The organism is Streptomyces sp. NPDC126510 (assembly GCF_040302345.1).
Lineage (GTDB): Bacteria > Actinomycetota > Actinomycetes > Streptomycetales > Streptomycetaceae > Streptomyces.
The window spans coordinates 289,043-302,553 of record NZ_JBEORR010000006.1 but is presented as its reverse complement, the minus strand read 5'-3'; the positions used below and the strand labels follow the sequence as shown (position 1 = coordinate 302,553).

Annotated in this window: 9 protein-coding genes, 1 tRNA gene and 1 pseudogene; 8 read left to right on the top strand and 3 right to left on the bottom strand. The window is 72.8% G+C overall.

The annotated features are described in order from the left end of the window. Window positions 1–134 precede the first annotated feature (134 nt). Window positions 135–1,466: a DUF2254 domain-containing protein gene (locus ABTX60_RS10810; protein WP_352096737.1), complete on the bottom strand. Its 1,332-nt coding sequence runs from the start codon at window positions 1,464–1,466 to the stop codon at window positions 135–137. Window positions 1,467–1,608: 142 nt separating this feature from the next. Here ABTX60_RS10810 and ABTX60_RS10805 point away from each other — a divergent pair. Further along, window positions 1,609–1,693: transfer RNA gene (locus ABTX60_RS10805), tRNA-Leu, on the top strand. Window positions 1,694–1,764: 71 nt separating this feature from the next. Here the strand turns inward: ABTX60_RS10805 and ABTX60_RS10800 are convergent. Then, the gene (locus tag ABTX60_RS10800) at window positions 1,765–3,480 is read right to left on the bottom strand and encodes a sigma-54-dependent Fis family transcriptional regulator (protein WP_352096736.1); all 1,716 of its coding nucleotides are present in this window, start codon (window positions 3,478–3,480) and stop codon (window positions 1,765–1,767) included. Between the two features lie 349 nt (window positions 3,481–3,829). Between ABTX60_RS10800 and ABTX60_RS10795 the strand changes: the two genes are divergently transcribed. From ABTX60_RS10795 to fusA, 6 genes are all read left to right on the top strand, one after another. Beyond that, on the top strand, window positions 3,830–5,578 hold the full coding sequence (locus ABTX60_RS10795) for an FAD-dependent oxidoreductase (RefSeq protein WP_352096791.1): 1,749 nt from the start codon (window positions 3,830–3,832) through the stop codon (window positions 5,576–5,578). A gap of 45 nt (window positions 5,579–5,623) precedes the next feature. After that, window positions 5,624–6,493 carry an intradiol ring-cleavage dioxygenase gene (locus ABTX60_RS10790; RefSeq protein ID WP_352096735.1) on the top strand — a complete coding sequence of 290 codons (870 nt, stop codon included), beginning with the start codon at window positions 5,624–5,626 and terminating at the stop codon, window positions 6,491–6,493. Then, entirely contained in the window at window positions 6,490–7,596 is a 1,107-nt protein-coding gene (locus tag ABTX60_RS10785; protein WP_352096734.1) for a maleylacetate reductase, read from the top strand. Before ABTX60_RS10790 ends, ABTX60_RS10785 begins: the two co-directional genes overlap by 4 nt. A gap of 9 nt (window positions 7,597–7,605) precedes the next feature. After that, window positions 7,606–8,448, top strand: a complete 843-nt coding sequence (locus tag ABTX60_RS10780) for an NmrA family NAD(P)-binding protein (RefSeq protein ID WP_352096733.1) — start codon at window positions 7,606–7,608, stop codon at window positions 8,446–8,448. Between the two features lie 138 nt (window positions 8,449–8,586). Beyond that, window positions 8,587–9,501 (top strand): YceI family protein, encoded by a 915-nt coding sequence (locus tag ABTX60_RS10775; protein ID WP_352096732.1) that lies wholly within the window; start codon window positions 8,587–8,589, stop codon window positions 9,499–9,501. A 325-nt stretch (window positions 9,502–9,826) separates the two neighbouring features. Further along, window positions 9,827–11,869, top strand: coding sequence for an elongation factor G (fusA, locus tag ABTX60_RS10770; protein WP_352096731.1), 2,043 nt, complete (start codon window positions 9,827–9,829; stop codon window positions 11,867–11,869). 102 nt (window positions 11,870–11,971) lie between these two features. On the opposite strand, the pseudogene ABTX60_RS10765 reads toward fusA, so the two are convergent. Next, window positions 11,972–12,676: pseudogene (locus ABTX60_RS10765) on the bottom strand (pectate lyase-like domain-containing protein); the annotation flags it as partial. A 395-nt stretch (window positions 12,677–13,071) separates the two neighbouring features. Between ABTX60_RS10765 and ABTX60_RS10760 the strand changes: the two are divergent. Continuing rightward, window positions 13,072–13,494: a WXG100 family type VII secretion target gene (locus ABTX60_RS10760; RefSeq protein WP_352096730.1), complete on the top strand. Its 423-nt coding sequence runs from the start codon at window positions 13,072–13,074 to the stop codon at window positions 13,492–13,494. The last annotated feature ends 17 nt before the right edge of the window (window positions 13,495–13,511 follow it).

Genomic DNA, 13,511 nt, shown 5'->3' with positions numbered 1-13,511 from the left:
TCCGACGCCGGTTCCCCGCGGGGTTCGCGATGAGGGGGGCCGGCGTCGGACGCTGGAAGCGGTCCGACGGCCGGCGGGAGGCCGCCACACGGGTGCGGTCCGACGCGGCGCGGCCCGTCACTTCGAGACGTCGCTCAGCCGATGCCCTGCCGGTCCGGGCGCAGGGCGAAGTCCCGGTCCGGCGCGGTCGCCGCCGCGAGATCGACGGCCTGCCGGAGCAGTTCGCGATGGCGCAGCAGCGGCTCGCGGCGCTCCGGCGGCGCGAGCAGGAGCAGGTCGTCGAGGCCTGCCAGCATGCGCCGGGAGACCTGTGGGCTGCCGATGGCGCACCCCCGTGTCTCGGTGAACCCGAGATCCACCAGCTCGGTCCAGCCGGGCACGGGCTGCACCAGCCGCACCGCACCGGCCCGGTCCCGGTGCAGGGCGGCGTCCAGCGGGCGCCGGCTCAGCGCGGCCAGGAACTGGACGATGCGGTCCAGCGCCTGGACGGCGGTCGTCGGATCGTTGACCGCGGGGGACAGGCCGCGCAGCGCGATGTCGGACAACTGCCGCAGCCCGAAACCGAGATCCTGGTGGTAGGTCCGCTCCACCCCCACCGAGATCGCGTGGCGCAGCGCCCGGCGCGGCGGTACCGGCCCGCCGTGCACCGCCAGCACGGGCATGCCGGGCACCACGAAATCCCCGATCCGAGGAATCAGCCGCAGCACGACCCCATGCTTGCGCGCCACCCGCACCAAGCGCGCGATGTGCACGTCCCGCAGCACCCCGGCCCGGCCTTCGTGCGGCACCCACGCGGTCTCCGCGCCGAGGACCGCGGCTTCCTGCCCGCTCACCGGCACGGGCATCGAGGCGACCACCCGGAACGACTCCGAGGCGATCCGCGCGATCACATGGCTGATCCGCATCAGCCGCAGAGTGGCGTTCACGTAGAGCACGAAGAGCAGCAGGCTCAGGGCGACCATGCAGAGGGTGAGGACCGACTGCACCAGAGGCACCGTCGTGACGGCCCGGGGATCGTCGACGGTGTCGAAGCTCGTCAGGACCAGCAGGGACAGCACGAAGGTCGACAGGAACACCGCGAAGGTCGCCTTGGTGATCCGGCTCCGCACGAAGAGCCGCACCACGCGCGGGGTGAACTGCCCGCTCGCCATCTGCACGGCCACCAGCGAGATGCTGAAGACCACACCGATGAAGGTCATCATCGCGGAGCCGACCGCGCTCACCACCGCTTTCGCGTCCTCCGCGAACCGCAGCAGCTCGCCGAGCGTGTCGTAGTCACGGTCCTGCCGGAGCGCGTCGACGATGGCTGTGTCGAGCGCCTCGGCCCCCAGCCAGACCACGAAGACGCCGGCCATCGCCGCGGTGGGGGCGAACCAGAACGTGTCCCGCAGATGCTCCCTGAGCGGCGACAGCGCACGCGGGCGACGCCCGGCCGCGGGGCTCTGCGTAACCATCCAGTCACTCATGGTGTGACCCTAGAGGGATCGGAGCGCGAGGTCCCGGACCCCCGCCAGGCGCGCGGAAACGCAGGTGAAAGGCACTCCGAAAGCTTGGTATGGTTGTCCATGTCGCCGCGGGGAGCACCCCTGGCACGGCGGCAGACACCTGGTCCGGGTGGCGGAATGGCAGACGCGCTAGCTTGAGGTGCTAGTGCCCTTTATCGGGCGTGGGGGTTCAAGTCCCCCCTCGGACACAGATCAGCTCGGGCGGGTCGAGATCTTCTCGACCCGCCCGAGCTGTTGTGCGACGCCCCCATCCCCGGGATCAGCGCCGGTACCCCCGCAGCTTGCGGTACAGCGTCGCCCGGCCGATCCCCAGCGCGGTCGCCGCGCGCGCCTTGTTGCCGCCGTGGCGGCGCAGCGCCTCCAGGATCGCGGCCCGCTCGGCATGTTCCATCGGGCTGAGCGGACGAGCGGCCGGTCCCTCCCGGACGGCGTCCGGCAGCTCCGCCCGGCGGACCGGCCCGGACACCCGCCGGTGCTCCGCGATGGCCCGTACTACATGGGCCAGCTCGGTGACGTTGCCGGGCCACGGGTACCGTTCCAGCGCCTGCAGGGCGTCCAGGGTCCAGGTCAGCGGCGGCTGCCCGGGTGCCGGGCGGGGGGTGAGGGCCGGCAGGAGTTCCCGTACGTCCTGGGCGCGTTCCCGGAGCGGTGGCAGGGTCACCGAGCGGGCCGACAGTTTGTCCAGCAGGCGCTGCAGGCAGGGGCCGACGGGCGAGCCGGGTGTGTAGGTGATCAGCAGCCGGGTGTCCGGGTGCTGGTCGAGCAGGGAGTTGAGCGCGGCCACGCCGGGCTGCGCGAGGCGCTCGGCGTGCCGGAGCAGGAGCGGGCGATCGGAGCGCCACCCGGGCAGGGCCTGGTCGAGGCCGGTGTCCCGCGCCGCGTCGGCGACCTGGACGGGGCCCGGCCCGAACAGCTCCCGCGCCAGCGCGGACTTGCCGGTACCGCGCTCACCGGTGAGCAGCAGCGGCTCCCGGGAGCGGGCCAGTTGCACGGCCCGCCCGACGGTGTGCCGCCAGGGGACCGAGGAGCCGGTCAGGGCGACCGGCGGGGACGAGGCCGAGGCCTTGGGAGCCGGATCGTCGAGCGGGTCCAGGGCGGCCAGGATCCCGATGGTCCTGCCGTCCACACGCACCGGAGTGACGCGTGCGGTGCACCCGGCTCCCTCCGGCAGCTCCGCGTAGCCCGTGACATCTGATTCCCGCGCGTGGAGCGCCGTACGCTCCAGCACCCCGAGCACTTCGGGCGTCACCAGTCGCTGAGCTGCCTCACTGACCAGCCGGTTGCGGCCGTCGAGTGCCGTCACGGCCCGGTCCGGCCCCCGCGCCGCCCGCACATAGGCGTCCAGCAGCACCGATTCGTCCCACCCGGCCCGTGCCCGCAGTTCCGTCTCGATCGCCGTGACCGTGGCCTCGGCGAAGGCCGCCTGCGGGTGCGGGGTCCCGGCGGCAGACAGCGGGGTCGCGACGGTCAGGGTGCCCAGCACCTGACCGCTCTCCGGCCCGAGCACCGGGACGCTGACCGCTGACACGTCCTGCCACCGGTCGAGGAAGTGCTCGGGACCGTGCACCTCGGCCCGGCCGCGGGTGCGCACGGCGAGTGCCGCGCTGTTGTTGCCGACCTCCTGCTCCGACAGGACGGGGCACGCGCCGAACCCCGGTGCGCTCCCCGCCTTCCACAGCACACGCAGTCGCTCGTCGGTCAGGAGGAGCAGCGCCCCGCCCTCGCCCAGTGCCGGGACGATCCGGTCGAGCACCGGCCGGGCGACGCCGAGCAGCGTCGGCTCCCCGGTGAGCGGGGGGCCGGCCGCCGGCTCCGCCAAGTCGTGGGGCACGCCGAAGAATCGCGCCCGCCGCCACGCCGCGACGACCTCCTCCGGTACGCCCAGGGGCAGCGGACGCCCCGACAGGAACCGCTCGCGGGCCAGGCGCAGCGAGGGCCGGGCGGTGGCTGTGGGGGAAGGGTCTGTGGTGGTCACGGCACGGCCCACCGTAGCGGGTTCGGTTGAACAGGAAACAACTGCGGGTCCGGGTGCCGTCTTGGCAGGCGCCGCGGTGCCCCGTCATTGAGGAACCGGTGCCGTCTTGGCAGGCTCCGCGGTGGCCCGTCGTGAGGAACCGGCGCCGTCTTCGCAAGCTCCGCGGTGCCCCGTCATTGAGGAACCGGCGCCGTCTTCGCAAGCTCCGCGCTTCCCCGTCGTGAGGAACCGGCGCCGCCCTGCGTCGGGATCCGGTGTCTCGTAATGAGACACCCGCACGCGGCCGGAGCGCCCCATGATCATGCACGTCACGCAACCGCCGCCCGACCCCCTCTCGCAGGAGCGCCGCATGGCCACCGTCGTCCAGACCGACGTCCTGATCGTGGGCAGCGGCCCGGCCGGTGCCGCGGCCGCGCTTGCCCTGAGCACCTACGGCGTCCCCAACATCGTGGTGACCCGCTACGCGCGCCTCGCCGACACACCCCGCGCACACATCACCAACCAGCGCACCATGGAGGTGCTGCGCGACCTCGGCGTCGAGCACGAGGTCGTCGCGCAGGCCACCCCGCAGCACCTGATGGGCAACACGACCTTCTGCACCAGCCTGGCGGGCGAGGAACTGGGCCGGGTGCGCTCCTGGGGCAACGACCCGCTCGTGCAGGCCGAGCACGAACTCGCCAGCCCCACCCGCATGTGCGACATGCCGCAGCACCTCATGGAGCCGGTCCTCGTGAACGCGGCCGTCGCTCGCGGCACCCGGCTCCGCTTCGAGAACGAGTACCTCTCCCACACCCAGAACGACGGCGGCGTCACCGCCACCGTCCGCGACCGGCTGCGCGGGGACACGTACGAGATCCGTGCCAAGTACCTGATCGGCGCCGACGGCGGACGGTCGAAGGTCGCCGCGGACGCCGGGCTGCCGATGGACGGCCAGATGGGCGTGGCCGGCAGCCTCAACATCGTCTTCGAGGCGGACCTGAGCAAGTACACCGCCCACCGCCCCTCCACCCTCTACTGGGTCCTCGCCCCGGGCGCGACGGTCGGCGGCATCGGCGCGGGCCTGGTGCGCTGCGTGCGCCCCTGGAACGAGTGGCTGATCGTCTGGGGCTACGACGTGAGCGCCGGCGCCCCCGACCTGACGACCGAGTACGCCGAGTCGATCGTCCGGAAGCTCGTCGGCGACGACGACATCCCCGTGACCATCACGTCGTCCTCGGCGTGGACCGTCAACGAGATGTACGCGCAGACATACGCGAACGGCCGGGTCTTCTGCGCCGGTGACGCCGTCCACCGCCATCCGCCGTCCAACGGTCTGGGCTCGAACACCTCGATCCAGGACGCCCACAACCTCGCCTGGAAGCTCAAGCTGGTCCTCGACGGCACCGCCCACCCACGGCTGCTCGACAGTTACACCGCCGAACGCGCCCCCATCGGGCGGCAGGTCGTCACCCGCGCCAACCGGTCCATCCGCGAGACCGCCCCGGTGTTCGAGGCCCTCGACGGGCTCTCCCCGCAGACCCCCGAGCAGCTCCGGGCCAACATCGCCGCCCGCAAGGACGCCACCGAGGCCGCCGAGAAACAGCGGGAGAAGCTGCGCGACGCGATCGCCTTCAAGGTCTACGAGTTCAACGCACACGGCGTCGACCTCAACCAGCGCTATCCGGCGGAGGCCTCCGCCGCCATCGTCCCGGACGGCACGCCCGACCCCGGCTTCAGCCGTGACCCCGAGTTGCACCACCAGCCGTCCACCCGGCCCGGCGCCCGGCTCCCGCACGCCTGGATCACGAGCGGCACCCGCACGCTCTCGACCCTCGACACCGTCGGCCGGGGCCGCTTCACCCTGCTGACCGGCATCGGCGGCGAGGACTGGGTGCGGGCGGCCTCTGCCCAGGACATCGAGATCGCCACCGTGGTGATCGGCCCCGGCCAGGAGTACGAGGACCCCTACGGCGACTGGGCGCGCCTGCGCGAGACCTCCGACGCGGGCGCCCTCCTCGTCCGCCCGGACGGCTTCGTCGCCTTCCGTCACGCGTCCATCGCCCCGGACGCCGGGAAACTGCTCGCGGACGCGCTGCGGCGCATGCTCGGGCACGGGTGAGCGCGCCATCATGGAAGAAGCGGACGCCGACGACGAGGAGCCGGGATGACCACCGAAGCGACCAGGGCCGGCGTCACCGAGCAGGTCCTCGCCGGCCTGCGCGGGACCGCCGACCCGCGGCTGCGTGAACTGCTCACCGGCCTCGTCCGCCATCTGCACGACTTCGCGCGCGAGACCCGTCTCACGCAGGAGGAGTGGGAACGGGCGATCGCCTTCCTGACGGCGACCGGCCGGGCCTGCACCGACACTCGGCAGGAGTTCATCCTGCTGTCGGACGTGCTGGGCCTGTCCATGCTGGTGGAGACCCTGAACGGCGACCGTGCGGCAGGGACCACCGAATCGACCGTGCTGGGCCCCTTCCACATGACCGAGTCGCCGCCGCGCGCGCTCGGCGACGACATCGACCTGGTGGGCGGCGGTGAGAGGTGCGTCGTCAGCGGCCGGGTGCGGTCCGCGGACGGCACCCCGCTGCCCGGCGCCGTCGTCGACGTCTGGCAGGCCGACGACCAGGGCTATTACGACGTCCAGCAGCCCGGCGTCCAGCCCGCGGGCAACGGACGCGGGCTGTTCACCGCCGACACCGGGGGCCGCTTCTGGTTCCGCACCTGCGTCCCGGCGGCGTATCCGATCCCCACCGACGGTCCCGTGGGCGAGCTGCTGCGCGCGACCGGGCGGCACCCCTACCGCCCCGCGCACATCCACTTCATCGCCGCGGCCGAAGGCCACACACCCGTCACCACGCACATCTTCGTGGCCGGCGGCGACTACCTCGACTCCGACGCGGTGTTCGCCGTGAAGCAGAGCCTCGTCCAGGACTTCGCGGAGACCGACGACCCGGCCCTGGCCCGGGAGTTCGGCGTGGAGAACCCCTTCCGCCACGCCCGCTTCGACCTCGTGCTGGAGCGGACCGCATGACGTTCCAGGACGAGTTCAGCTACGAAACCCGGCCCCAGCGGGTGGTCTTCCGGCCCGGCGCGGCCGTCACCGCGCCCCCGGGCGAGGCGGCGCGCCTGGGTCTCGGGCGGCTGCTCGTGGTGTCCGGCAGCCGGGGCGAGCGGGCGGCGCGGGCGGTCGCGGACGCGCTCGGCGACAGCTGCGCCGGTCTGCACGCCGAGGCACGGATGCACGTGCCCGTCGAGGACGCCGACCGGGCCGTCGCAGCCGTCCGGGCGGCCGGGGCGGACGGCTGCGTCGCGGTCGGCGGCGGCTCCGCGATCGGGCTCGGCAAGGCGATCGCCCTGCGCACCGGACTGCCGCTGATCGCCGTACCGTCCACCTACTCCGGCTCCGAGATGACCCCGGTGTGGGGCCTGACCGAGCAGGGCGTCAAACGCACCGGCCGCGACCCGGTCGTCCAGCCCCGCAGTGTCGTCTACGACCCCCGGCTCACCCTCTCCCTGCCCGTGCAACTGACCGTGACCAGCGGGATCAACGCACTCGCGCACGCCGTCGAGGCGCTGTACGCCCCGGACGTCTCACCGCTGGTGACGGTCATGGCCGAGGAGGGCGTCCGGGCGATGGCCGGGGCGCTGCCGCGGCTGGCCACCGACCCGACGGACCTCGACGCGCGCAGCCGGGCGCTGTACGCGGCATGGCTGTGCGGCGCGTGCCTCGGCGCGACGACCATGGGGCTGCACCACAAGTTGTGCCACGTCCTCGGCGGCACCTACGGCCTGCCCCACGCCGAGACCCACACCCTCGTGCTGCCCCACGCCCTCGCCCACAACGCCCCCGCCGCCCCGCAGGCGTTGACGGTCCTGCGCCGCGCTCTCGGCACCGACGACGTGCCCCGCGCCCTGTGGGACCTGGCCGGTCGCCTCGGCGCCCCGCGCTCCCTGGCCGAACTCGGCCTCACCGAGGCCGACCTCACCCCGGCGGCGGCCCGGACCGCGGGCGAGCCGTACGCCAACCCGCGTGAGGTGACGGCGGAGGGGGTTCGCGGCGTACTGCTCGCGGCGTACGAAGGGGGGCCGCCGGACTCCGGCTCGCGGACAGAAGGTGACCGCAAGTCTTCCTAGGGTCGTGGCATGACTCAGACGCAGAAGATCCTCGTCACCGGCGCCACCGGAACCGTCGGCCGTCAGGTCGTCGCCGAACTGCTCGACCGGGGGCACGAGGTGCGTGCCCTCACCCGTGACGCGGGGAAGGCCTCCTTCCCGCCGGGTGTCGAGGTCGTCGAGGGCGACCTGACCGAGCCGGACGGCCTGGCCCCGGCTCTGGACGGCGTCACCGGCCTGCACCTGATCACCTTCGGGGGCGCCGCCTTCAGCCCGTTGGAGACCGGCCCCCGGATCCTGGAGCTGGCCCGCTCCGCCGGTGTCCGTCACGTCACCGTGCTGCACGGCGGGGGCCCCACCCCGCTGGAGGACGCGGTGCGTGCCGCCGACGGCGTGGACTGGACCGTGCTGATGCCGGTCGAGTTCATGGCCAACGCCCTGGAGTGGGTGGACGGGATCGTGGCCGCGGGCGAGGTGCGGGAGCCGTTCGTCGACCGGCTGAGCGCCATGGTCCACGAGGGCGACATCGGGGCCGTCGCCGCGGTCGCGCTCACGGAAGAAGGGCACGGCGGCCAGGAGTATGTGATCACCGGGCCGGACGTGCTCACCGTCGGCGACAAGGTGAAGACGATCGCGGCGGCCGCCGGCCGGGAGATCACCCTGATCGAGCTGACCGAGGAGGAGGCTCTCGCGGGGTGGCGGGCGGCGGGCCTGCCGGAGGACGTCATCGGCTTCCTGCTCATGGCGTACGGGAACACCCCCGAGGTGGGCCGCACGGTCTCGGACACCGTGGAGAAGGTCACGGGCCGGCCGGCGCGCACCTTCGCCGGGTGGGCCGCCGAGCACGCGCATCTCTTCGGGGGACGCTCGTGACTGTCTCGTATTGAGACACCCGTACGCGGACCCGGCCCGTCAAGATCGACAAGGGGGTGTGACCGCAGCAAGGTGCGGCCGTCGGCATGCGCTGGATCGCTGACCGCACGGCCGCACACCCGAAGAAAGGTGACCACCATGGCCCTCGCACTGCTCCGGCGCCGGTGGCTCAAGAACACCTCCGCCGCAGCGGCGGGCCTCGCCCTCCCCCTTCCCGACGGCGCGGGCTCCGTGGCCCGCGAGGTCGTCGACCCGATGGGCTCGCCCCTGGCGGCCGCGGACGTCACCGTCACGGCCCTGGACACCCACCGCGTCGCCGCACGCGGCACCACCGATCCGTACGGGTACTTCCTCGCGGCGCTGCCACCCGGCCGGTACAGCCTGCTCATCTCGGCGCAAGGCCTGCGGCCGCACCGCGAGACGATCGAGACGGGCCCGGGCGCCCCGACGGTCCCCGAGCGCGTCTGGCTGCAGCCCGCCGAGGCGCTCCAGTTGCCGACGCCCGGAACCTGGCTCTTCGACCCGCCGCACACGGCGATCCGGTTCATCGCCAAGCACGTCGGGATGGCCCATGTGCACGGCCGCTTCGAACGCTTCGAGGGCGGCATCCGGGTCGCCCCGGACATGGCCGACTCCCGCGTGCACGTCCGGATCGACGCCTCCAGCATCACCACCGGCAACACCACCCGCGACAACCACCTGCGATCCGCCGACTTCCTCGACGTCGAGCGCTTCCCGTACATCGACTTCACGAGCGCCCGCTTCGCCTACCGGGGCGGCACCAAGTGGACGCTGCAGGGCTCCCTCACGATGCACGGCGTCAGCCGCTCGGTGGCCCTGGACACGACGTACCTCGGCACCGTGAACGGCGGCTACGGCCAGGAGCTGCGCTGCGCGGCCCTGGCGACGGCGGAGCTGCACCGCGAGGACTACACGCTGAACTGGCGCTCCATGCTGGCCCGGGGCATCGCGGTCGTCGGCCCGACGGTCCAACTGGAGCTCGACGTCCAGGCCATGTACCGCACCCATGACACCCCGACCCCGCCGGAATAATCCCTCGCCTCCTTCCCCCCGGTCTCCCTACACTCACGGACGGACCCGGCGCCGCCCACTACCGAGCGCCGGGCGTCAATGCGACGACGAAGGGAGACGGCCATGCGTGACCACACCGCTGTCGCCGTCTCCCTGCCGCGCTACCAGGTGATCCTCGTGTCCTGCGTCGCTCCGGTGCCCGCCGCGCGGCGGCACCGGACGCCCGGGACGAACGCCTGACCCCCGACGACCACTGACGAAAGCGTCAGGTCCGGGTGCCGTCTGCCCGTCTCGCACCGGTAATCGCGCTGCCCCTTTCCCGAACCGCACCGAAAGGCCCCGGGCCGTGCGCACCCACTTCAACCCGCTCTCCGTCGGCCGCAACCTCGGCATCCTCGCCCACGTCGACGCCGGCAAGACCACCGTCACCGAACGGATCCTGTTCGCCACCGGCACCACCCACAAGCGCGGTGAGGTCCACGACGGCACCACCGTCACCGACTTCGACCCGCAGGAGCGCGACCGGGGCATCACCATCTTCGCCGCGGCGGTCAGCTGCGCCTGGGACGGTCACCGGATCAACCTCATCGACACCCCGGGGCACATCGACTTCGCCGACGAGGTGGAGCGTGCCCTGCGGGTGCTCGACGGTGCGGTGGCCGTGTTCGACGCGGTCGCCGGGGTGGAGCCGCAGAGCGAGTCGGTGTGGCGGCAGGCCGACCGGTACGGCGTGCCGCGGATCGCGTTCGTCAACAAGATGGACCGTGCCGGGGCCGACCTCGACGCGGCCGTGGCGTCGGTCCGGGAGCGGCTGCACCCGGCACCCCTGGTGGTGCAGCTGCCGATCGGAGCGGAGGACACCTTCACCGGCGTCGTCGACCTGGTGCGTATGCGCGCACTGCTGTGGGCCGATGACGGCACCGCCGAGGACGTGCCGGTCCCCGACGGCCTGCGGGGCGAGGCTCTGGCGCGCCGCCGGTCGCTGGAGGAGGCCGTGGCGGAACTGCACCCGGGCGCGCTGGAGGAGTTCTGCGACACGGGCGCGCTCGGCGAGCGGACCCTCGTCTCGGCGTTGCGTCAGGTGACCCGTGACGGTGACGGCGTGGTCGTGCTGTGCGGCTCCGCGTACCGCAACCGCGGTGTCGAGCCACTGCTGGACGCCGTCGTGGCCTATCTGCCGTCGCCCCTGGACGTGCCGCCGGTCAGGGGCACGCACGAGGGTGAGGAGCAGGAGCGGGCCGCCGATCCCGCGGCACCGGTGGCCGCCCTCGCGTTCAAGGTGCACGCCACCTCGACGGGACGGCTGACCTATCTGCGCGTCTACTCGGGCACGATCGAGAAGGGAGACACCCTGTGGGACGCGAGTGCGCGGCGCACCGAGCGGATCGGGCGGATCCTGCGCGTCCAGGCAGACCGGCACGCGCCGCTGGACCGGGCGGTCGCCGGGGACATCGTCGCCGTGGTCGGACTGAAGTCCGCCCGCGCCGGCTCGACCCTGTGCGCGCAGCACACGCCGCTCGTCCTCGAACCGCCCGGTGTGGCCGAGCCGGTGGTGTCGGCCGCGGTCGAGTCCCGCCGGGCCGGTGACACCGACCGGCTCGCGTCGGGGCTGGCGCGGCTGACCGACGAGGATCCCTCGCTGGTCGTACGGACCGACCCGGAGACCGGGCAGACCGTGCTGTCCGGCATGGGCGAACTGCACCTGGAGGTGGCGGTGGAGAAGCTCCGGCGTGAGCTGGGACTGGAGGTCAACGTCGGCCGCCCACGGGTCAGTTACCGCGAGACCGTCGGACGGGGCTTGTCCGGCCTGGTGTTCCGGCACGTCAAACAGGACGGCGGCGCAGGGCAGTTCGCCCATGTGGTCCTCGACGTGGAGCCGTACGAGGAGGGAGGTTTCGCGTTCCGCTCGGCCGTGGTCGGCGGGCGGGTGCCGCAGGAGTACGTGCGGGCGGTCGAGGCCGGCTGCCGGGACGCCCTGGCCGAGGGGCCGCTCGGCGGTCACCCGGTCACCGGGCTGCGCGTCACGCTCACCGACGGGGCGACCCATGTGAAGGACTCCTCGGACACGGCGTTCCGCACGGCCGGCCGGCTCGGTCTCCGGGAGGCCCTGCGCGCCTGCGCGATGGTCCTGCTGGAGCCGGTCGTCGAGGTCACGGTCACCGTGCCCGAGGACGCGGTCGGCGGTGTGCTCGGCGATCTCGCCGCCCGGCGGGGCCGGGTGACCGGCTCGGCCGCCCGTGCGGGTGCGGCGGTCGTCACCGCCACCGTGCCGCTGGCCGAACTGTTCGGCTACGCGACCCGGCTGCGCAGCCGCACCCAGGGCCGCGGCACCTTCACCGCCCGGCCCACGGGCTACGCGCCGGTTCCGGTGGCCTCACCGGCCCGGTAGACAGGCCGGCCCCTCCCTCCCGACCGGAAGGGAGGGGCCGGTTCCGTCACGGGTACGACACCACCGGCCTCCCTCTCCGACCGGAAGGCAGGACCCGTTCCGTCACGGGTACGACACCACCGTCGACGGCACCGTGGACGTCCCCGACGTCGGCGATCCCGTGTCGTTGATGACGCGCTCGTACTGCCCGTTGCCGCCGAGCGAGACCACGAGCAGGTCGTGGAAGCGCACCCGGGGACGGTTCGGCGCGGCGAAGCCGTGGTGCTGCACGATGCCCGGGTCGACGTTGTAGTAGCAGTAGCTGCCCAGGCCCCAGCCCTCGTGGGTGGTCACGCCGTCCCCGACCCGGTAGGCGGCGTAGCCCTTGACCGGGCCGTTCTGGATCGCGGCCTGGTTCGGGGCGTCGTACGCCTTCTCGTTCTGGTAGAAGATCGTGCGCCCGCGCTCGCCGAACCACTGCACGTCGTACTTGTTGAAGTGCTCCACGAACAGCCCGGTCGCCAGCACGTCGTGCCCGTTGACGACCACGCCGTAGTCCGCACGGTTGGTGTCCCAGCCCACGCCGTCGCCGTGGTCGGCACGCCAGACCCAGGTGTGGTCGACGATGGTGTGCCGGCTGTTGACGACCATGCTGGTGGTGGCCTTGCCCGGGCCCGCCCCGCCGATGCGGACGAACACGTCCTGGACGGTCGTCGGGTTGTCCGCATGGTCGCGGGAGGCGCCGCGGGGGCCGATCTCCAGCAGGGTCGCGGAGTTGACCGGCCCGGCGTCGACGAGGAACCCGGCGAGCCGCGTGTCCTCGTCGGCCAGCGCGTACGTCGTCGTGAGGTACTGCGTCAGACTGCCGCGGAGCTGCGCGGCGGCCAGGGTGGGCTTCACGAGGACCTTTCGGGCAGGGCGGCTGGCGGGACCGTCGGTTGCACCCCGGTGTGACAGCCGGCGAGGGCACCGTGACGATCAGCATCAAAAATAACGCCCACCTCGGACATCGGTACCCGCCTCGTCGAATTCCCGGACTCGGCCGCGCGGCACGGACGGGGCGCGGGCGGGTCGGTGACGCCCGTGACCGAAAGTCCGTGCCTGCGCCTCGGCTGCCCTCCTTGGGCCCGCCGCCGGGCACCGGCTTCGGAAGAGCGCGAGGTTAGGATCATCGTGCACACGCGGTTTGCCATGCCGACGTCACGGGGGCGGGGGTACGAAGCATGGGCGTTCGTGGAGCGGGCGCGGGCCAAGAGGGCGGCGTCGATCTGAGGGTGTCGAGCCAGGACCTCACCAAACTGGCCGATGACCTCGACGACATGCAGGTTCATCTGGACAAGCAGGTCAGACGGATGGACGCGATCGTCGACCGTATCGAAGCGGGCTGGCGGGGACCCGCGGCGACGGCGTACCGCGGGTTCCACCGGGCGGCGGCCGAGGACGCCGTGCGCATCCGCGAAGTGATCCGTCACCTCGAGCAGGCCGTACGTCTGAGCCGGGACGGCTTCACGCAACAAGAACTGGACGTGGTGGCCGGACTGCGGAGCATTGCGGTGGACATCGACAGCGAGGTCGACAAGCTGTCGACACCCAACCCGGAGTCGATCGGGCCTGCCCACCCGCGCAGCAGCCTCGACTCCTTCTGACGGTCTCCCGATCCCTT